The following is a 19,087-nucleotide window of genomic DNA, read 5'->3' as shown; positions in this document are numbered from 1 at the left end:
GCCACGCTTCGGGTAATTCGAATAGCCCGCCTAAGCTGACTCCTCTGTGTTCAACAAGTGGACCGTCCTCGACCGTCGCAAACGGAAAACGAAGTGCACTCTGTGCCAGCGATCGGGCAGCGAAGGGATTGACATAGAGCAAATTAGATCCCCGGGCTATAAAATGCCAGCAGTCGAATCGCCGGAAGAGCCAGACGCCGCTCAACCGCGTGCATTGCGGCCCGCGTGACCCGTTCCAGACCCCCTTCGGCATACGGACCGGCCGTACGTCCCCCTGACCGTCACGCGGAAACCAAAACTGTAGCTAACCGAAAAGTGCGTCGCGCTCCTGCGTCACGTCCGCGAACTCTTCTTGGACATTGATTGCGACGACAAGAGGCAGGTCGATCTCTCCATATCTTGATGCCTTGGATTTCGCGGCATGGCGGACGCTGTCAACGATGCTGACTGTGCGAACGCCGAGGCCTCGCACGCCGATGGTACGTCCCGACGTACCGTCTGTCGTCCACCTGCGCGGAATGGCCCGAAAGCGCAGCGTCCAGCCATCGTGTTCGTATAGCATCTCCTGCCGAGGCTCGCCCGCAAGCAGCTGTGCTTCAACCTCCGTGCGGTCCAGCGAATCAAGCCAGCGTCGTAGTTGTCTTTTAATGTTTCTCTGCGGCATGCTTGTCCCGACTCACGGAACCGTCGGACCAGCTCTGCACGATGTGGCGCCGGATAGGCACCCAGGCAATCCTCAAGGAACTGGCGGACTTCCGCTGCCTCATGACGGCCTGAAGCGTTCAGATACTCGAAGTCACCCTCGTCTTCCCGCTTGCCATCCTGCCTTATTCTTTCCAGCTCGCTCGGCGCCAAATCGGTAGCGAATCTCGTCTCCTGCGACCCAAGCATCCATACATGCTGCCTCCTCCTTCCAGACCGCGCGCGCATCGTCGAGCTGCTGTGTCCGGACAAAGGGTTCATCCAGCGAACGGATTTGGTCATATTGCGGCGTCGGAACAAGGGTTCCTGAGCGGTCGTAGAGTAGCGGACCAATCACAAATTGATACAGCTGCGCCAAGATTCGCAAGGATGATTCGATATCGTTGACCGTTGGCCTCGGTTTGGGGTCGTCTTCACGTGCCTTGTTGTCCGCATGAGCCGCAAACTTGTTCACAAACCGCTTCGTCCTTGTGATTTCCGGTGATTCCAGTTCCCTTAGCAACCGCTCCAGTAATTCATCCGCGACATCGCTCATTTGGTATCTCTCGTTGTTAGCGTTATTTTTTGATGCGGGCCCTTCGGATATCGCTGGAATTGAACCGCCTAGTATTCGTTGATAAATTCGACGGCCGTGATCGAGGGTGACATGAGGACGCCGCGGTCGTGCACACGCGAGCCCGCGCAAGTTGAGAGTGGGACGCCACGCACGGTATACCCGCGCCTCGTTACTTCAGATTGTGGCCCCGAACGTATCACCTCATCCTGATGCAGGAACGCCGGGTAGTGCCGGCTTTTGTTGAACTGGGACACAGTTTTGATTGTGTGAGCACTTCGGTCAGGCCGCCACCCGGTGTCTGATTTTCCGTTCTAGAGCATCCTTCGCATCTATCGAATCCACCATGTCGTTGGCGGCGTTCATTAAGCGCCGCAGGTCGGCGGTACCGATCTCGCTTGCGTTTTGAAACACCACGATCGAGTTGAAATTCGTCAAGTGCTGCTGCAGGTGCTGCAACACAATTGTCGCGAGCCGTGCGCGGTCCTTCGACGGCACGCCAAAGACGAAAAGCGGCTCTGGGGTACCGCTGATTGAAAAATCAACCCGATAGTCATCAGATGACGGGATGTTCGGCACACTGTAGTCGGCCATCACACGATCTGCGCCAACGATCTCGATCAGTCTCGAACGCAGGTCGTCGTAAAAAGTCGACGCGACCCGGGTCTTAGACCACGTCCGAATCTCATTCGCGCGTAACAAGGCCTGCCCATAGCGAAGCAGCGAGTGACCGAGATCTGGCTCTACAGCCTCGGAGATGACCTGTCCCGAATCGTCGAGGCGCGCACCGTACTCCACTAGCATCTTGTCGAGCATCACCTTACGTGGTCCGCGAAGGAGGCCCGAAACGTCCGTATCGTATGACAGGCGCATCAAGGTCGAGCCGGCGTCCTCGAGTTTCCAGCCGCCCAAAGTCTTACGGAGCCAGACAGTAACGTAGTCGCCATCTGGTTCGGTGAGCGGCATGGACAGGCGTAATGTGTCACCGTCCTCGACCACGTCAAGTTCGGAGCACCACGACTCGCATAGAAGTTTTTTGACGGCTTCAGACGTCTGATCGCCCAGCACGATTAAAAGAGATCTCCCTGTCGCTGAACTTCGGGTGGAGCGCTCTCTTCACCGGCAATTCCACAGTGCCGGGACAGAATTTCGAAAGCGCCTTCCACGGTATTGTAGCCCTCTATCGGCTCGGCAAATCCATCGGGATCCAACCCCGCCTGAATGTAACGCTGCGTCGCAAGGTGCCGGTGGCAAATTGCGGGGACCTTGGTTCGCTCCAACACGTTCCGGTGTGGGTGATAGCCGCCGTTGTAGCGGGCGAGCACGAGGGAACGATCGGCATCAAAAACCCGAACGAGGCCCGCTGAGAATACAGAAGGATTGTGTTCGGACACGCGAACAAACACGCGATATTTTTCATCGATGTCCCGCAACGCAACGAGCTGGAAATTCTTCTCTCGATGGCTACCCTTCGTGACCCACCTTGCTGCCGGGTTGACGATAGTCTTCAGCGTCGCGCGCATGTCATCTAGTTGCGCGTCAGTGATTGCCCCGAAATCCATCGCTCTCCGCTGCATTGTGGTTTGTTGGGTCGCTATCATAATACGCGGCGGCCCTCCGGTGGACCCTGCTGGCCGCGCTCGACGAGCCCGGCTGCCGATGGCCAGCCATCCTCTACTTTTGACCCGCACCGTCAGAGCTTGAGCGGGCGCGCGTCCGCAGGCGCACCGGGTGCTGACTCATCGGTGAATCGCCTGGCGCCATCGGGTCAGCCGCTTTGCCGGCAAGGCTGACGCGGTGATCGTCAAGCCGCTCGATAGCGGCGCGCTACTCGCAGCGCTCGACCGGCTACCGGGTGTGGGCCGCCCCAACTGAGCCGGTCAACCGCCCGCAGGGCCCTGTCATTTCTTCACATCGCTGGCACCAGCGCGCCGACACGGTCGTGCCGCGCGGCCGATAGAGCTCGCGTCATCCAGCGGCCCAGGCAAGGTGCCGTGCTCCGCCTTTTTCCATGCTTTCCGTCTCCAACGCGTCAACCACGCCTAAATCGCACGGTCGTGCCATTCTTGCGCTTCCCGAATGTCCAGAAACGAAGGGTCGGATAGCCCCAACTATCCGACCCTTCGTTTCAGACCGCTCGTGTTTGAAGGTGCACAAAACCGCAGCGTCGCGACGCGTCTGCCGCCGCCCGACGACGCCACATCCGGTCGCTGCTGGCCGTGATAAGGGCGTTTATCACGGCAACGGCTTTTTTAATCGCGCGAAACTGGGTTGTCTTGCGTTAGATCCGTGCGTAATCCACACTGGACATCCCGCCCTGCGCTTCGCGCGGCCGGCTTTTCCCGACCTCCCCGCCTCGCGCCGGACTCCGCTGCCGGAGGTCGTCATGTCGCGCCCCGCCGCCGTCACCCCCGATGCGATCCGCGCCACCGTCCTCGCCCTGCTCGCCGAGGCCGGCGACCCCGTTCCCGCGTCCGATACCCGGTTCCGGAAGATCGTTTCGGTGAGGAAGCTCCGGGCGCGCCTGGGCGCCGGTGACCCCGCCACGCTCTCGCGCCACCTGAACGCCATCGAGGCCGAAGTCGTCCACGCAGGTCTCGCCGGCTTTGCCATCCCGGACGTGCCGCCCGCGATCGCTGCGCAGATGCGCGCGCTGTGGGAAGCCGCAGTCGCGACGCAACTCGACGGCATTGTCCAGTTGCGCCGCGAGACCGAAGCTGTGGTGGAAAGCGCCACCGAGGCGCAGCGCAACGCCGGGCTGAAGGTCGAACTGCTGCGGGTCGAACTCACTGACGTGCGCAGCCAGCTCAGTGCGCGCGACGCGGAACTGGCCGTCGCCCGCGCCGCGTTCGAGGCGGCCGAGAAACGTGCCGCTGTTGTCGAGAACACCCTGGGACAGCTGCAGACGCAGCTGAAGAACGCTGAGACAGCGACGGCCGAGTCCGCCCGTCGGCATGCCAGCGAACTGGCTGCCGAACGCGCGCGCTACGAGGGCCTCTCGAAACAGCTGCTGCGGGAAACGGCGCACCAGCGCGAAACGTTCCAGACCGAACGCGTGCGCCTTGAAGCGGAGCTCGCGCGCGCGGCCGAGCGCCTCGCGGCCTTGGAATCGCTGCGGGACCGGCTGCTCGCCGAACTCGCGGAGGAGCGAAATTCGCGGCAGCACGCCGCGGCGGAGGCGGCCGCACTCGGCACCGTGGTGGAGCAGCAGCGGCAGACGCTGGCGCTCGTCGGCACAGCGACGGCTAAGAAGCAAGCGGTCGGCGGCCGGCGGCCGGCGCGCAGCGCGACCCGAACGACCACGGCGGCCGCCAGCACATCGCCGAGGAGAGCGCGATGAATCCGTCCGACTGGCTCGATACCGGCTGCCGTCCCCCACAGCGTCTGCCCGATTCCGTCGAGGCCGCGCTCGCGTACCTCGCGCACGCACTCGGCCACCCGCTCTATCTCCGCTGGAGCCTCACCGCCCTCAAGCGGGGCTGCCCGTCGCTGGCCGACGCGAAGCGCGAGCACCCCGCCGTGTTCGCGCTGCTGCTCAAGTACGACACCGCGATCGAGTACTGGGAGCGCGGGCGCCTCAAGGTCGTGCCCGAAGCCGCGGCGCCTTCCGCTACGGTGGTGCTCGAACGCGTCCTGCGGCAGCAACGGCGGCGCTTCCGCCCGGCCGTGGCAGACGCGGCGCCGGACGGCGCGCGGCTCCCCACTGTCATCACGCCGGACGCAGCACTGCTGCCTGGCGGCGTCGAGGCGGCGTGGCTCGCCCGCGCGGGCCGCTTCGCCAATCCGGTCGCGCTGACCAACACGCTCGGGGTCGCCGATGACGCGCAGGCGGTGCGGCTGTTTCTGCGCGAGCGGGCTTCGCACTCGCCGCACACGCTGCGCGCCTACGTGACGGAGTTGCGACGGCTCGCGGCCTGGTGCACACGCGAACGCCTGGGACCGTTTTCCGATCTGACGCGTCAGGACCTGATGGCGTACCGCGACGTGCTGCAGGCGCCGCATGCCGATGCAGCCGGGAACGTACGGCGCGCAGCCCCGGCGACTGTCTCCCGGGCCCTCGCCGCCATCTCGAGCCTGTTCGCCTGGTGGCACCGCACGGGCTATCTCACCGTCAATCCGGCCGAGGGACTGGCCGCCGGACGCCGCGCACGCATGACGTGGACCCCGGTGCGGTTCCTGCCCGCCACCGCGCTCGCCCACTGCGACGCGGTCGCGGCCGGCGACGCACCACCGGACGTGCCGTCCACGGTCTGGGCGCGACGCTGGGCCATCTGGGCGCTGTACCGCTTCGCCGGTGTGCGGCTCGCGGAACTGGTGTGGCATGAGGAACTGGCGCTGCCGCACATTGAAGTCGACGAGGCCCGGCAGTGGACCCTGCACGTGCTGGGCAAGGGCGACCGGCCCCGCGCCATTCCGCTGCCGGCCGCCTGCCTGCCGGCGCTGCGTGCGTACCGGCGCGCCGTGGGACTGCCAGCCGATCCGCCCGCAGACGAACGCCTGCCGCTGATTCACAGTGAGCGCGGTCGCGCGCTCGGCGCGAGTGGTCTTTACGACGAGGTGCGGGCCGTGTTTGCGTTGGCCGCGATGCGCGCACCGATGGAGGACGGCGCGATGCGCGCGGCCCTGGAGGCGGCCTCGACGCACTGGCTGCGCCATGGCTATGCGCGCACGCTCGTGGTCGACCACCGCGTGCCGCTGCCGGTGGCCCAGGCGCTGCTGGGCCACGCGTCTGTGCAGACGACGGCGGCCTATGCGCGGACCGACACCACGCAGCTCAGGGAATTTGTCGAGGGGAGTTTTCCGGAAAAAGCTTAGCCCTCGTTGAAGGGACCTAACAACATGTCCCAGCACGCACCGTTGAACGTCATATGCGGCTCATCGAGTAGGGAGAATGGCGGCAGTTTCGACTTCAGGTAAACCACACCCAGCGCCCTCGGTGCAGTTAGGGGCATCATGCGAAAGCCCTCTATCAGCTAGTCTTCCCGGTTCGACTGCCATCCATTCACGCGGGGTTGACTGCATCGACAGTCCCGGTGTTCCCCGCAGCGCCTGCTCCTCCGGCCACCTCCTTTTCTGCTCCCTTCGCCTTGTCGACGGCCTGCTTAGCCTCGTTCCTGAACCGGGTCACTAGCTCAGGGGCAATGCGAATGGCTTCCTTCATCAGTTTGGAGTTCGCAAGCTCATGCCAAGGGCTGCCGTGTGTCTCATTCTCAACAAACCGAAGGGGTTGCTCATCCAACCGTGTGAGTGCGGAAGCAAAGAGTCGCTTCTGAAAGTCCTCGTCAAGCTCAAGGGCCTCCCTGCGATACCCTTCGTACGCTTTCGAAACCGACGCCTTGTACGCGTAATCTTCAGCAAGTCTAAACCGCTGCCCAATTTGCTTGGTCGACAGCCACGCAAACCATATCGGAGCTCCGACCGACAGCATCGAAACTGCCAAGCGGGTCCACACAATCATCGGTGATGTCGAGGATTGGATTGCCTCAGCCAAGCTGTGCAGTTGGAATCCGCCAACGGTCGCGCCCGCAATCAGAGCAACAATGAGTCCCCAAACCCATGGCGTCATCGACTTTCGCAGGTCCTCCGCCCGGTCGTGGAAAGCGACAGCCAAACCGACTGCCGTTGATGAGCGCATGGCATCCTCCGACCACTCAAGGACTTGCTTTGCTTTCGCTGCAATTTCGTCAAGTTTTTCGTTAGCGACCTGTCCCATGTCCGCGTACCTCTGAACTTCCGCGTTTGCGACGGTCGCGGTCTCCTGAAGCTTGCTTATTTCTCGACGTGGATAGCGTCAAGCGGCATGGCCGGTTTACCGACAACCATCTTGGCCGGTCGACCGGGTAAGTGTCGTTCGCTATTCGGTCATGATTGTCGCTCCTTCGTGATTGTCGCTGGATGATTGTCGGCGCCGACTGGTCTGTTTGTCGCTGGCAGTTCGCCGACGATAGCTCTCGACGTTCATCTCGAAGATCGTAGAGTGATGCACGAGTCGGTCGATGGCGGCCACCGTCATCGACGGATCGGGGAACACGTCCTTCCAGCCCGAGAACGGTTGATTGGCCGTTATCAGGAGACTTTTGCGCTCATACCTCTCGGAGATCAATTCGAACAACACACTGGTTTCGGCTTGGTCCTTTCGGACGTACGACAGGTCGTCCAGGATGATCAGGTCGAAGCGGTCGAGCTTCGTGAGCATCGAAGGCAATTGCAGGTTCTGGCGGGCGGCCTGCAGCTTCTGTACGAGCTCGCCGGTGCGCGTGAGTAGCACGCGGTAGCCGGCGTCAATCAGAGCATGTCCGATCGCGGAGCCTAGATGACTTTTTCCGGCACCCGGCCGTCCGACAGGTTGGTCGGGGTTCGCGAGGATCGAATGCCGTGGGAACTGGGTGTGTCGATTACCCCGCTCCCGGGCATGCATCGAACCGCTTACATGACGCAGGCGATTGATGACGCGAAAGCGAAAGGCGAAGAGATTGTCAACGAGGGCGGTGCCGTATTCTGCAAAACCCTGTTCTATCCGGCCGTGGTGTACCCGGTTAAGGAAGGGATGATGCTCTATCGAGAGGAACAGTTCGGGCCGATTATCCCGGTCATGGCGTTCGATGACATCGAAACACCCCTTGAGTACGTCATCACGTCAGAGCATGGGCAGCAGGTCAGCATTTTCGGCACCGACCCGGCCCAGATTGGCTCGCTGGTCGACCCCCTCGTCAATCAGGTGTGCAGCGTCAATCTCAATAGCCAGTGCCAGCGAGGTCCCGACGTCTTTCCGTTTGCGGGTCGCAAAGATTCCGCGGAAGGTACGCGCTAACGCGCTTACCTCGATGAGCCCTGGCGTGTGCTGCCCCGGCTGCCGACTGCGGAACTATCGATGTCTGTGCCTGATTTCCAGGCCGGCATAGACAGCCAGAAAGGCGCCGACAAGCATTGCAGCCATCGCGAGCGATTCATCAAGGGAATTGCCGGGTTCCGATGATTTCACATAGATCCCAGATGCCGATCCCAGCCACCATCAGGAAAATCCCCGTAATCAGCCCCCAAACCGGCCCGGCCGAATCGGACTGCATTCTTTGAGACATTTTCATAGCACTACCTGCCCGACACACTGACTGTCCACCGCGCGAACTTCATGAAGCTCACAACTGGATGCCGCACGTGCGGACGCGGCTGTCGGGACTTCGCGCCACTGCTGTGCGCTTCTCAACCATCGAGGGCTTCGTGCTCAAGTCGGTCGCGCGAAATGTGACGGACATCCTTACCCTTGGCAACATAGATTACAAGTTCTGCCAGGTTCTTTGCATGGTCACCGATCCGCTCGATGGCCGACGCGATGGACACGTAGTCGAGCGCGGAAGTGATGATGCGGGGATTCTCCCCCATGAATGTTGGCAGCTTGCGCACGAATGCGCGGTACTGCTCATCGATCGCCTCATCCTCACTGATGATCCGGGCTGCCTCAACCGAATCTAGCCGCGCGAATGCAGCGAGCGCGTTGTGAAAGATGGTTCCCGCCATATGACCGGACGACCGGATTTCTGCGATATTCATGCTTCTGCCCGCAGTGTCATTCGCGATTCTGCGCGTCCGCTTTGCGATCTTGCGCGCTTCGTCGCCTGCGCGCTCGAGATTGCTGATCCCCTTTGAGAAGGCCAACAGTCGGCGTAGATCCGACGCGATGGGCTGGCGCCGGGCAATGATGTTGCTGCACTCGGCATCGATCTCGACTTCCATCGCATTGAGTCGACGCTCCTCGTCAACCACCTTCTCGACCAGACCCATGTCAAAGCGGTTGAGCGCCTCCATCGCATTGGCCAATTGGGACTCAACCAGCCCACCCATTTCGAAAAATCTCGACGACAGGTGTTCAAGGTCAGCATCGAATTGCCTGGAAATGTGCTTGTCTGACATAGAAAACTCCCTCTTTCCAGACTGACGATAAACTGTTTGTACGGTTTGTCAAACCTGAAAAAACCATGAAGCCAAAGGCCACCAGGAACAGGAGCGGCAAGCGGGCGCATGCATCCCCGGACAACGGTGCCAACGAGGCAGTGGCCGGCGCGAAGTCAGTCCAAACTGCGCAAGCCCGACGTGTGGCGGCCAAGCCACGGTCCCACAAGGCGATGCCTGTTGAAGCGTCTTCTGCGCGCGCGGTCCGGCATCGCAGGGAGCCTGTCAAACAGGAAAAGGTCGTGCGCGACACCTTCACGATGCCGAGGAAGGACTACGAGCAGCTCGCGGTACTCAAGCAGCGGTGCCTCGATGCTGGCATGGCCGTGAAGAAGAGCGAGCTCGTCCGTGCAGGGCTGCTCCTGCTGGCATCTGAGCCGACGAAACGTCTTCTTGCGGCCGTCAAGGCGGTCGAACCGGTCAAGACCGGCCGGCCACCGAAATCGAAGTAAACCGCGCTCGCGGCCAAACAGGAAGCGCCCCTATGCTGGCTCTCCTGTGCCCGCCTGCCTGCGAAGGAATCGAACAGGTAACGGTCAGGTCTTGACCAGACAAATCAGTGCCGGTCATGGCAGAACAGATCATCGACGAGTTTGCACGCGGCGCTGTATCCACCCCTGAGCGCGTCGGCGTCTGTTGCGAAAGGACGGCCGCGCGCTTCGCCGAAGCGCAAGGGTGAGAACATGGCTACCGTACTCGCTGCCTGAAATATCCTGACGATAGCAATGTAACCCTCGCCGCGTTGGCTCGCGCCTGTTCGGTCCGATGCTGGAATCGGACTCGACAGAGATATCGAGCATGAAGCCTTCATAGTCGTAGCTTCGGGTGATGACTGTCTCTCTGCCTTATTTCTCGCGTCGACATTCACGCACGCCCGACATGGCTTCGAGGCGCGTGCATATCGTCGAGAACTCGCCCGCGTTCACCCGCGACAGGGCAATCTGCACATCGTCGAGAGGGGCGTCAACCTCCGACTGCTTCGCCAAAGGCCAGCCTTACTGACCCGCTTCCTTGATGGTCAATGCATTCTTGACAGAGGTCACGCCGGCAACGCCTTGAGCGACCTGAGTGGCCTTGTCGACCTGCGAGGAATCCGGAACGGTGTCTTCCAGCGTTACCGCGCCACCGCGAGCGCGAATCACAATATTTTCCGGCCTGATGTCCTTCGCGTGATCCAGCGCGGCACGCACTTTCTTTGCCAATGCGTAGTTGGCCTGCTTCGACGATTGCGAAGTGGCAGGCGCCGTGTCCGTATCGGTGCGCTTCGCCCATGCGCTGACCGAAACGGCGACGAACAGAGTGCCACCGGCCAGCCTGATTGCCTGAATAGCCTTTTCACTTGCTCCTTTTCAGCGTTGTGACGAATCCGAACGGTGATCTCGCAATTCCACAACCGGAACGTTGGGCGAACTGTGACTACCTGTACGCAGTGGTCAATGCTAAAGACATTGGGGTGTGGGACCGATTTCGCGAAGCCTAAGTCACAACACAACTTCCCCCGGCTGCCTGCGGGCAGGCAATGCGTTTCCAATTCTGGCTGGTCACCGCCCAAACTGCTGCACTGCTGGATTAAAGTTATTACCGCCTATCGTGAAGGGATATATGGCGACACCCACGCGGCGATACAACGTGCCACATACTCTGCATCTTTACCGCCGCTGAGTAGATGGTCAGCCTGATCCAGCGATATGAAACTCTTTGGATGTTTCGCCGCAAGGAAAATCTTTTGCGCTTGTTCAATGCTAACGGTATCGTCCAGAGGAGAATGGAAGACGAGTAATGCCCTCTTCAGCCTCGCGACTTTCTCTTCCAGCCGGTGCTCGTTAACGTCCTCAAGGAATTGACGCTTGATTGTGAAGTCCCTACCGGCAAGCTGTACCGTCATGGTGCCGAGCCTTTCGATTGATTCGATGCTGTCCTTGAACAAGTGCTTAATATGCCGCACGTCGCCAGGAGCCCCGATCGTAACGACCGCTTTTGATTCCGGTATGTCGGAAGCCGACGCTAAAACTGCAGCCCCACCCAGACTATGACCGATCAGTAAGGTTGGTGCCTGATGTGCCCTCCTGAGGAAATCCGCTGCCGCCAACAGGTCGCTGATGTTGGAGGAAAAGTTACTGTTGGAGAAATCGCCGTCACTGTTACCAAGCCCTGTAAAGTCGAAGCGAAGTACGGCAATCGACTGCTCAGTCAGCGCCCGTGCGATCTTCGACGCGGACTTCAAGTCCTTACCGCAAGTAAAGCAATGCGCGAACAGCGCATATGCGACAGGTTTGTCAGGAAGCTCAAGGAGTCCGGCCAGCAATTCACCCCGATCGTTCTCGAAAGAAACCTTCTGCTTCATCATCGCCGTCGTCTCCTGATCGCGACATCTCGGATGTCCGAGACGAAGTCTGAGGCTAGGGAAAAACCTGCGACGCACCGCGTCGACGGGCGCCGCGCGAATTGCAGGAGGAGGCTCAGCCCTTTGCCGCGCCGGCGACCGGCGCGCCCGTGTCATCGTCGCCCGCCTGCCCTAGCGCGGGCAGGTACCTGCCGAAGTTCAATTCGAAATCGCTCGGAACTCCGTAGGCCAGGGTCCGGAGCTTGGCGCGGCGGGCCTGCCCACTTGGCGAGGCCAGCGCTGGAAAGAACATGTCAATGCTCGACTGGATTTCGCTAGCCGCCGGCATTCCGCAACGATTGATCTGAGCTTTCGCCGCGCCGAGTGTTTCACGGTCGAAAGAGGCCAGGCGATGGGCCAGCGTATCGACAAAGGCGTCGAGAGCGTCATCTTCCAACGTGCGGTTTACCCAGCCGTAGCATTCGGCTATGTCGGCGTCGAAGTCGTCGGCGCTGAGAACAAACTCAAGTGCCCGCGACCGACCGACCAGGCGCGGGAGCCATTCCAGTGCTCCGCCTCCCGGAACCAGACCAACCCCGACCTCGGGGTTGCCAAATATGGCACTCTGCCTGCTGGCAAAGCGCATATCGCAGGCCAGAACAAACTCGTTCCCGATGCCGCGCGTGCGGCCGCGAATCTTTGCAATGCTTACCACTGGCGATGACGCGAGTCGCAGTACGAAGTCGCGCCAAAGACCCAACACATCTGGCCGTTCGGCCGCCTTAGCTACATCAAGATGGGCGACGAAAAAATCGGGATTCGCCGACTGGAAGACAACGACCTTCACGGACGGGTCCGAGTCGAGGTCGGCCATTACTGTTCCCAATTCGACGATCGTCGCAGGAACAAACATGTTGATCGGCGGGTTGTTGAAGGTGATCGTCCACCGGCCCGGACTGCTGAGGTCGATGTCGAACTGTGAGGCGTCAGGCATGGTGCTTCTCCTACGGGGATGGGTAGACCAGCGTTTCGCTCAAGGGAATCTCAGGTCGCGGCGGCATACACGTCGGGAACCCCTACTGCGCAGAAAGCCGGCTCAAGAAACCGCCCTCATCTCTCCAAGCACGGTCGGGATGAGTTCAGATACGGTCGGGTGTATCGGGACTGCGTGCTGGAGGGCCGCATACGGGATGCCTGCGTTTATCACGTCGAGGAGACCGTGGATTGCCTCGTCGCCGCCGGTACCCAGGATAGCCGCACCGAGGATTCTTGACGTCTGCGCATCAACGACCACCTTCATGAAGCCCTTTGTCTCGCCCTTCTCCACGGCGCGCCCGACACGGGTCATAGGCCGGTGCCCGACCAGCAGCGGTCGGCCGCTCGCCCGCGCCTCGGTCTCGGTCATGCCGACGCGGCCCAAGGGCGGATCGATAAACAGGGCGTAGGCCTGGATCCGTTGGCTCACTCGGCGCGCCTCCCCATCAAGCTCGTTGGCCGCAACGATCTCGAAGTCGTTGTAGGCCGCATGTGTGAAGGCCCCCCGGCCGTTGCAATCACCGAGCGCCCAGATACCGGGCACGCTGGTCGCGAGCTGATCGTCGACGCGGATGTAGCCGCGCGCGTCGGTCGCGACTCCGGCCTTGTCGAGCCCGAGGTCGTCCGTGTTGGGCCGACGCCCCACGGCCAGGAGGACGTGGCTGCCCACGATCTCCGGTTCGCCGTCCGTGCAGTTGACCCCGACGGCAACGCCTGCCGCGTGCGGGGCGAAACGAATGCATTGGGCACCGGCCCGCACGGTGATGCCCTCGCACTCGATAATCTCCCTGATCGCAACCGAGACCTCTTCGTCTTCACGCATAACGAGGCGCGGCGATTGCTCCACGACGGTCACCCGTGCGCCGAACCGGCGGTACATCTGAGCGAACTCCAGTCCGATATAACTTCCGCCGATTACGACCAGATGCTCGGGCACGCGGTCGAGCGCCAGCATTGACGTATTGGTCAGAGTGCTTACCTGATCGATGCCCGGCAGATTCGGGACAATCGCGCGCCCGCCGACATTGACGTAAATGCGCGGCGCGCGGAGGTATTCGTCACCCACCACAACCGTGTCCGGCGACTCGAAGCGAGCGGAGCCCTGTAGCACCGTACACCCCTTCATGCCGCGCAGCCAGCGCTCGACGCCCGTGCGCGCGTTGCGCGAGACTTCGTCGGCACGCGCCTTCACCCGCACCATGTCGATCCGGACGGGACCATCCAGCACGACACCATATTCAGCGCCGCGCCGCGCCAGGTGCGCGGCATAGGCACTGGCCACGAGTGTCTTGGTCGGCATGCAGCCGGTGTTCACGCAGGTTCCCCCGAAGAGTTTGCGCTCGACGAGCGCGACGATCATTCCGGCATCGGTCAGCCGGCCCGCGAGGGATGGACCGGCCTGCCCGGCCCCGATGATGATTGCGTCGAAATCGCTCGTCATTGGCGACCTTCCGTTGAGAAGCTATGCGCAGTAGTGACAGGTCCTGGACCTTTTCAAGCAACCGCGTCCGCGAGGTTTCGCCCCTCCGCGTTACGAAAGCGTTCGTCGCAGGTGCCTGCTCACAAAGGCAATTCCTTGCCTGCCTGCTCACTAACCATGTACTGCGCGTACCACTCGGGCCAATTCTCATCGCGTTGGCCTCCGGTCCGCTTCTCGTGCTCGCCATGCGCCGCCTCCGCCCGTCGGAACGCCGCCGCGAGATCCGCAGTTGAGGTGAAGGTGATGGCGTCTGTGTCCACCCGACCGGCCGCTCGGTGAGTGAGTTCCTGAAGCAGCCAGCCATTGCCGTCTGGATCGCTGAACGAGGCGAACGAGCGGTAGCTCCGACGCTCGGGGTCTGGGCCGCTAACCCGGACCCGCCCGAACAGATAGGGCTCATCGGAGCCGGCGTACACGCCAGCGGCGTCGTGGAACACTTCGCTCGTCGCCACCCCGCGAGCCAGCAGTTCCTCGCGAGCCGCCTCGACGTCGGAGACGATCAAGTACAGTCCCTGGGCGGAGCCAGGTGTTGCCGCGGTGACGTTCTTGCCGAAGATGACCGAACACCCGGAACCGGGGGACGTGAACTGGATTACGCCGAAGTTGCCGTCGTCGGAGGCATAGTCGGCATCAAGCCTCCATCCCAGGCGACCATAAAACCGCTTGGCGCGCTCGACGTCCGAAACCGGGACGACAATGACCTCGAGCTTCATGTCCACACCACGCACATTTTGAGTCTCAAATACGGCACTGCTCATGTGAACCTCCGATTGCCCGCACTGCAACGCGGCCTTTGAGATTGAGGACAGCAACTCTCGGCGATGAGGGCTGGATGGAATTTGGGCAGGATCGACTGCGGCGAATCATCGCTTAAATCGGTGTTCAGCGCGGGCGCGGTCGGCTCGACCCTCAGGCCTGGACATCTGCATCTAGCCGTCGACGATCGGGCCTGGCATTCGGTTGACGCCAGCATCGACGCACACGCAAAGCCCCCTGCGCTGGCAACACCCGCCGTCGCAGGCCTGAGTGCTATCGTAGGTCAGCACAATTACGAAAACCTATCAGCATGACCCTACCCGTCAGATCTTGCTCCTCGACAGGCTACGGTCAAAAGCCCCATGACTCTCGATGGCAGCGCGCGGAAGATGAGACGTTTGCTATCGCAGCATGCTTTCGAAGAATCAGCCTCAAGGGTGTTCAGTGAAGGGCACGCGCCCCCGCAAAGAGACACGTGCCCATGCGGATCACGCCGCGACGATGTTCGTGCTGATCTCGATGTTGGCGCGCACAGCCTTCGAGTACGGGCAGATCTGATGGGCCAGGTGCGCGATCTTCTCGACGATTTCCTTTTCCACACCCGGCACGTGGATGTCGAACTGGGCGCCGAGGAACCACGCAGCACCGGTCTGCCCGATGTTCACCCGGATGTCCACGGAATAGTCGGGCGGCAGCGTGACCTTCCTCAGCTGGGCCGCCATCCCGAACACGGTGGTGTAACAGGCCGACCAGGCGCCAGCAAACAGCTGCTCGGCTCGCGGGTGCGGCTCGGTGCCGATGTAATCGAGATCCTCAACGCCGGGTGCTGTCAGCTTGAGGTCATAGACGCCATACTCGCCGCTCTGGGCATCGGGGTCGCGATTGACCGTGGCGTGGGAGTTGCCTGCAGCGAGGACTTTTTCGATCTTTTCCATGATGGATTCCTGTGTATAAGGTAATAAAACGGTTTATCTCGCGTCCGATGTAATCGTATGCGATTTACGTATCAAGCCGTGACGACGTTCAGGCCAACCTCGATGTTACCGTGCACGGCCTTCGAGTACGGGCAGATCTGATGGGCGCGGTTCGCAAGTGCCTCGACGACTTCCGCTGCCAGACCCGGCGCGCGGATGGTGAACTGGGCGCCGAGACTAAACCCGTTACCGACCGTGCCGATACTGACCTGGATGTCCACGGAATAGTCGGACGGCAGCGCGACCTTCCTCATCGAGGCCGCAATCTCGAACGCGCTGATGTAACAGGCCGACCACGCGCCCGCAAACATCTGCTCGGCTCGCGGATGCAGTTCGGTGGCGATGAAATCCCGGCTTTCGCCGTTGGGCGCTGACAGCTTGAGGTCGAGCACGCCGTGCTCACCGCGCTGGGCATCGGGGTCGTGATTGACCGTGGCGTGGGAGTTGCCTGAGAAGAGGACTTGGTCGATCTTGGTCATGGGGTTCCTGTTTGGTTAAAGGTGTCAAGCACCGTAGATCGCATGCGATGTAATCGCTTGCGTCGAATAATGGAGAAAGACGAGCCCGATGTCAATCGAAAAAGATTTAATCGCATACGCCTCGTCGATAGCATGAATGTGGATCCGCTGCTGGCCAGCCCGATGCCGCCTGTCTGGTGCGGCTTCGTACGGGCCGCGCGCTTTCTTGTCCGCCACCGGAGAGCAGGTCAATTCTGGCGCGTCGCCGGGGTCAATGACGCGCCCACCCGGCACGCTCTGCGGTTCGCTGGACAGCGTACCGAAGAAGGGTCAGCTTCCGGTGGATCGTCCGAAAAGCCGTGTCTCCCTTGACGATATGATTATCATAGTTATATTCTTCCCGCACCATCTTCGATGCGTGAGGCGTCACGAATCGTCCAACAAACGCAACCCGGCGCCGACTGTGCAACGCGAATGCTTCATTCGCACACTGACCTAATGGAGTATTGAAATGTCCAACCCTGCATACGACGCGGACCGCACCGGACTGTTGCTGGTCGATCCGTACAACGATTTTCTCTCCGATGGCGGCAAGCTCTTTCCGATGCTGCGTGATATCGCCGCCGAAGTCCGGCTGCTCGACAATCTCCGTGCTGCTGTCGCTAGCGCGCGAAAAGCAGATATCCAGGTTTTCTATGTGCCGCATCGCCGCTGGCAACCTGGTGATTACGAAAACTGGAACCATCCGAACCCAACTCAACGCCTCGTGCAGAAGCGCCAAACGTTCGCCAAGGGCACGTGGGGTGGTGAGTGGCATCCTGACTTTGTGCCGCAGGAAGGCGACATCATCACTCACGAGCACTGGGGCCAAAGCGGCTTTGCTAACACCGACCTCGACTTCCAGCTCAAACAGCAAGGGATCACGCACGTGATCGTGGTCGGCCTGCTGGCGAATACCTGTATTGAGTCAACGAGCCGCTTTGCAATGGAACTGGGTTATCACGTCACACTCGTTCGAGACGCTACAGCGGCTTTCACCAGGGAAATGATGCGCGCCGCGCACGAACTGAATGGTCCCACGTTCGCCCATGAAATCCTGACGACGGCAGAGCTGGTTGCTGCACTTCCCGCCTGATCGAAAGGAACTCTCATGAAACTCACCGGTAATCTACTAATTGGTGCGCAGGAAGTCGCGGGGACGTCCGGCAGCATGAAGGCACTTGATCCGACATTGAATGTCGAGATTGAACCGACCTTCGCATTCGGCGGAATTGAAGAGATTGATCGCGCAGCACAACTCGCCGACGAGGCGTTCGATAGCTACAGTCACACCAGCCTTATCGATCGCGCCGAATTCCTTGAGCGAATCGCCGAGGGCCTCGACGTCGTGACGCCGGAACTCGCGCGACGCGCGTCGCTCGAAACCGGCTTGCCGGTGGCGCAACTCGAAGGAGAGGCCGCGAAGTCTGCACTCCAGTTTCGTCAGTTCTCGACCGTCGTCCGTCAGGGGCGCTTCCGCCAGGCGACGATCGACCGTGCTCAACCGGAACGTCAGCCGCGCGCACGAATGGACCATCGGATGCAAAAAATCGGACTCGGCCCGGTCGCGATTTTTGGTGCGAGCAATTTCCCGATTTCCTATTCGGTCGCGGGCGGGGACACTGCGTCGGCGCTGGCTGCCGGCTGCACTGTCATCGTGAAGGCCCACAACGGGCACCCAGGCGCGTCTGAAATGATGGGTCGGGTGATCCAGCAAGCCGTGAAGGATTCGGGCTTCCATGAAGGCGTGTTTTCTCTGGTCCGCGGCGGTGGGAACGAAATCGGCGAGGCGTTGGTCGACCATCCGCTCATCAGGGGAGTCACCTTCACAGGGTCGGAAGGCGGTGGAATGGCACTGTTCCGGCGCGCCCAGCAGCGTCCAGACCCAATACCGGTCTTTACCGAAATGACGAGTGTGAATCCGACTTTCGTAATGCCAGCTGCGCTCGCTGCCAGGGGTGGCGTCATTGGCGATGGTTTCGCCGAACGCATGCTCGTTACCGTCGGTCAGGCATGCCTGAAGCCCGCCATCCTGCTCGCCATTGACGGGCCGGGTTACCTTGAACTGAAGGCGGCGATGATCTCCCGCGTCGAAGCAATGCAGGCGCGCACGATGTTGACGCCAGGCATTTTCACGGCTTATCGGAAGAACGTCGAACGCCAGAGCAACGCCGGGGCGAGGCGAATCGCAGCGGGCGGAGAACCACAGGGTGCGTGGGACGGTCAATCGATTCTCTTCGAAATCGACGGGGCCCGGATGCTGGAGAATCCGGCTTTGTCGGAAGAGGTTTTCGGACCCGCGGCACTACTGGTGCGGGTGAGGGACCTCGAGCAACTGACCGCCATCGCCAAGCAGTTTCGGGGCCAGCTCTCGGCAACGATGCACATCGATCCCGCTGATCACACACTCGCCGCGCGCCTGCTGCCCCTTCTCGAACGTCGTACGGGACGGATCGTCGTCAATGCGTTTGCGCATCCACAAGAGGTGTCATATGCGTCGATCCACGGTGGCCCCTTCCCGGCAACTTCGGATAGCCGCTTTACCTCTGTCGGCATGACTGCGATCGAGCGCTTCCTGCGGCCTGTCTGCTACCAGGGATTTCCGGATGACCTGCTACCGGAAGCTTTGCGGCATAGCAACCCGTGCGGCATCTGGCGTCTGACTGACGGCGAGTTGTCCAAGGCCTGAACGGCCGCCTGCTTGAACGTAGCGTGGCAGCAGCGCGTAATCCGCACAGACTGCGAAGTCACGAGTTCGCGGCGTACGCGCGCGCGGCGAACCCGTGATATCATAGATATGATTATCATACTTATCATCGT

At 61.2% G+C, this 19,087-nt stretch carries 18 protein-coding genes and 2 pseudogenes; 6 read left to right on the top strand and 14 right to left on the bottom strand.

The genetic code is table 11. The features are described 5' to 3' along the window. Positions 1 to 304 precede the first annotated feature (304 nt). The 4 genes from G5S42_RS17345 to G5S42_RS17330 form a co-directional block, all read right to left on the bottom strand. Entirely contained in the window at positions 305 to 664 is a 360-nt protein-coding gene (locus G5S42_RS17345; protein ID WP_176107882.1) for a hypothetical protein, read from the bottom strand. Positions 665 to 796: 132 nt separating this feature from the next. Further along, the gene (locus tag G5S42_RS17340) at positions 797 to 1,237 is read right to left on the bottom strand and encodes a hypothetical protein (RefSeq protein ID WP_176107881.1); all 441 of its coding nucleotides are present in this window, start codon (positions 1,235 to 1,237) and stop codon (positions 797 to 799) included. Between the two features lie 300 nt (positions 1,238 to 1,537). Next, entirely contained in the window at positions 1,538 to 2,323 is a 786-nt protein-coding gene (locus G5S42_RS17335; protein ID WP_176107880.1) for a DUF1828 domain-containing protein, read from the bottom strand. A gap of 2 nt (positions 2,324 to 2,325) precedes the next feature. Continuing rightward, positions 2,326 to 2,817, bottom strand: a complete 492-nt coding sequence (locus G5S42_RS17330; RefSeq protein WP_176107879.1) for a hypothetical protein — start codon at positions 2,815 to 2,817, stop codon at positions 2,326 to 2,328. A gap of 824 nt (positions 2,818 to 3,641) precedes the next feature. Here G5S42_RS17330 and G5S42_RS17325 point away from each other — a divergent pair. Both G5S42_RS17325 and G5S42_RS17320 read left to right on the top strand, forming a co-directional pair. Beyond that, a complete protein-coding gene (locus tag G5S42_RS17325) occupies positions 3,642 to 4,595 on the top strand; it encodes a DNA-binding protein (protein ID WP_176107878.1) in 954 nt (317 codons plus the stop codon). Then, the gene (locus G5S42_RS17320; RefSeq protein ID WP_176107877.1) at positions 4,592 to 6,070 is read left to right on the top strand and encodes a tyrosine-type recombinase/integrase; all 1,479 of its coding nucleotides are present in this window, start codon (positions 4,592 to 4,594) and stop codon (positions 6,068 to 6,070) included. Before G5S42_RS17325 ends, G5S42_RS17320 begins: the two co-directional genes overlap by 4 nt. Positions 6,071 to 6,257: 187 nt before the next feature. Here the strand turns inward: G5S42_RS17320 and G5S42_RS17315 are convergent, their stop codons facing one another. Beyond that, positions 6,258 to 6,968: a hypothetical protein gene (locus G5S42_RS17315; protein ID WP_176107876.1), complete on the bottom strand. Its 711-nt coding sequence runs from the start codon at positions 6,966 to 6,968 to the stop codon at positions 6,258 to 6,260. A gap of 141 nt (positions 6,969 to 7,109) precedes the next feature. After that, positions 7,110 to 7,595 (bottom strand): annotated as a pseudogene (locus G5S42_RS17310) (ATP-binding protein); the annotation flags it as partial. A 30-nt stretch (positions 7,596 to 7,625) separates the two neighbouring features. Between G5S42_RS17310 and G5S42_RS17305 the strand changes: the two are divergent. Next, positions 7,626 to 8,060, top strand: a pseudogene (locus tag G5S42_RS17305) (aldehyde dehydrogenase family protein); the annotation flags it as partial. 395 nt (positions 8,061 to 8,455) lie between these two features. Here the strand turns inward: G5S42_RS17305 and phoU are convergent. Then, complete coding sequence (gene phoU / locus G5S42_RS17300) at positions 8,456 to 9,163, bottom strand: phosphate signaling complex protein PhoU (protein WP_176107875.1); 708 nt, start codon at positions 9,161 to 9,163, stop codon at positions 8,456 to 8,458. Between the two features lie 281 nt (positions 9,164 to 9,444). Here phoU and G5S42_RS44345 point away from each other — a divergent pair, with 281 nt between their 5' ends. Beyond that, positions 9,445 to 9,654 (top strand): hypothetical protein, encoded by a 210-nt coding sequence (locus G5S42_RS44345; protein ID WP_246392019.1) that lies wholly within the window; start codon positions 9,445 to 9,447, stop codon positions 9,652 to 9,654. Positions 9,655 to 10,197: 543 nt separating this feature from the next. On the opposite strand, the gene G5S42_RS17290 is transcribed toward G5S42_RS44345, so the two are convergent. The 7 genes from G5S42_RS17290 to G5S42_RS17260 form a co-directional block, all read right to left on the bottom strand. Next, positions 10,198 to 10,515, bottom strand: coding sequence for a BON domain-containing protein (locus G5S42_RS17290; RefSeq protein WP_176110550.1), 318 nt, complete (start codon positions 10,513 to 10,515; stop codon positions 10,198 to 10,200). Between the two features lie 272 nt (positions 10,516 to 10,787). Continuing rightward, positions 10,788 to 11,549, bottom strand: coding sequence for an alpha/beta hydrolase family protein (locus G5S42_RS17285; protein ID WP_176107873.1), 762 nt, complete (start codon positions 11,547 to 11,549; stop codon positions 10,788 to 10,790). Positions 11,550 to 11,661: 112 nt separating this feature from the next. Further along, entirely contained in the window at positions 11,662 to 12,519 is an 858-nt protein-coding gene (locus tag G5S42_RS17280) for an enoyl-CoA hydratase/isomerase family protein (RefSeq protein WP_176107872.1), read from the bottom strand. Between the two features lie 102 nt (positions 12,520 to 12,621). Then, positions 12,622 to 14,001 carry an FAD-containing oxidoreductase gene (locus tag G5S42_RS17275; RefSeq protein WP_176107871.1) on the bottom strand — a complete coding sequence of 460 codons (1,380 nt, stop codon included), beginning with the start codon at positions 13,999 to 14,001 and terminating at the stop codon, positions 12,622 to 12,624. 119 nt (positions 14,002 to 14,120) lie between these two features. Then, entirely contained in the window at positions 14,121 to 14,798 is a 678-nt protein-coding gene (locus G5S42_RS17270) for a VOC family protein (RefSeq protein ID WP_176107870.1), read from the bottom strand. A 486-nt stretch (positions 14,799 to 15,284) separates the two neighbouring features. Continuing rightward, positions 15,285 to 15,731: an OsmC family protein gene (locus G5S42_RS17265; RefSeq protein ID WP_176107869.1), complete on the bottom strand. Its 447-nt coding sequence runs from the start codon at positions 15,729 to 15,731 to the stop codon at positions 15,285 to 15,287. Between the two features lie 71 nt (positions 15,732 to 15,802). Beyond that, entirely contained in the window at positions 15,803 to 16,249 is a 447-nt protein-coding gene (locus G5S42_RS17260) for an Ohr family peroxiredoxin (protein WP_176107868.1), read from the bottom strand. A 490-nt stretch (positions 16,250 to 16,739) separates the two neighbouring features. Here G5S42_RS17260 and G5S42_RS17255 point away from each other — a divergent pair, with 490 nt between their 5' ends. Continuing rightward, positions 16,740 to 17,363, top strand: a complete 624-nt coding sequence (locus G5S42_RS17255) for a cysteine hydrolase family protein (RefSeq protein ID WP_176107867.1) — start codon at positions 16,740 to 16,742, stop codon at positions 17,361 to 17,363. A gap of 15 nt (positions 17,364 to 17,378) precedes the next feature. Next, complete coding sequence (locus G5S42_RS17250) at positions 17,379 to 18,956, top strand: aldehyde dehydrogenase (NADP(+)) (RefSeq protein ID WP_176107866.1); 1,578 nt, start codon at positions 17,379 to 17,381, stop codon at positions 18,954 to 18,956. Positions 18,957 to 19,087: the final 131 nt, after the last annotated feature.

The organism is Paraburkholderia youngii (assembly GCF_013366925.1).
GTDB classification, from domain to species: Bacteria; Pseudomonadota; Gammaproteobacteria; order Burkholderiales; family Burkholderiaceae; genus Paraburkholderia; species Paraburkholderia youngii.
This window is presented reverse-complemented; position numbering and strand designations above follow the sequence as displayed.

Coding starts and splice junctions, on each gene's coding strand:
- G5S42_RS17345 (WP_176107882.1), bottom strand. CDS start 664: ATGCCGCAGAGAAACATTAAAAGACAACTACGACGCTGGCTTGATTCG.
- G5S42_RS17340 (WP_176107881.1), bottom strand. CDS start 1,237: ATGAGCGATGTCGCGGATGAATTACTGGAGCGGTTGCTAAGGGAACTG.
- G5S42_RS17330 (WP_176107879.1), bottom strand. CDS start 2,817: ATGGATTTCGGGGCAATCACTGACGCGCAACTAGATGACATGCGCGCG.
- G5S42_RS17325 (WP_176107878.1), top strand. CDS start 3,642: ATGTCGCGCCCCGCCGCCGTCACCCCCGATGCGATCCGCGCCACCGTC.
- G5S42_RS17320 (WP_176107877.1), top strand. CDS start 4,592: ATGAATCCGTCCGACTGGCTCGATACCGGCTGCCGTCCCCCACAGCGT.
- G5S42_RS17315 (WP_176107876.1), bottom strand. CDS start 6,968: ATGGGACAGGTCGCTAACGAAAAACTTGACGAAATTGCAGCGAAAGCA.
- phoU (WP_176107875.1), bottom strand. CDS start 9,163: ATGTCAGACAAGCACATTTCCAGGCAATTCGATGCTGACCTTGAACAC.
- G5S42_RS17285 (WP_176107873.1), bottom strand. CDS start 11,549: ATGATGAAGCAGAAGGTTTCTTTCGAGAACGATCGGGGTGAATTGCTG.
- G5S42_RS17280 (WP_176107872.1), bottom strand. CDS start 12,519: ATGCCTGACGCCTCACAGTTCGACATCGACCTCAGCAGTCCGGGCCGG.
- G5S42_RS17275 (WP_176107871.1), bottom strand. CDS start 14,001: ATGACGAGCGATTTCGACGCAATCATCATCGGGGCCGGGCAGGCCGGT.
- G5S42_RS17270 (WP_176107870.1), bottom strand. CDS start 14,798: ATGAGCAGTGCCGTATTTGAGACTCAAAATGTGCGTGGTGTGGACATG.
- G5S42_RS17265 (WP_176107869.1), bottom strand. CDS start 15,731: ATGGAAAAGATCGAAAAAGTCCTCGCTGCAGGCAACTCCCACGCCACG.
- G5S42_RS17260 (WP_176107868.1), bottom strand. CDS start 16,249: ATGACCAAGATCGACCAAGTCCTCTTCTCAGGCAACTCCCACGCCACG.
- G5S42_RS17255 (WP_176107867.1), top strand. CDS start 16,740: ATGTCCAACCCTGCATACGACGCGGACCGCACCGGACTGTTGCTGGTC.
- G5S42_RS17250 (WP_176107866.1), top strand. CDS start 17,379: ATGAAACTCACCGGTAATCTACTAATTGGTGCGCAGGAAGTCGCGGGG.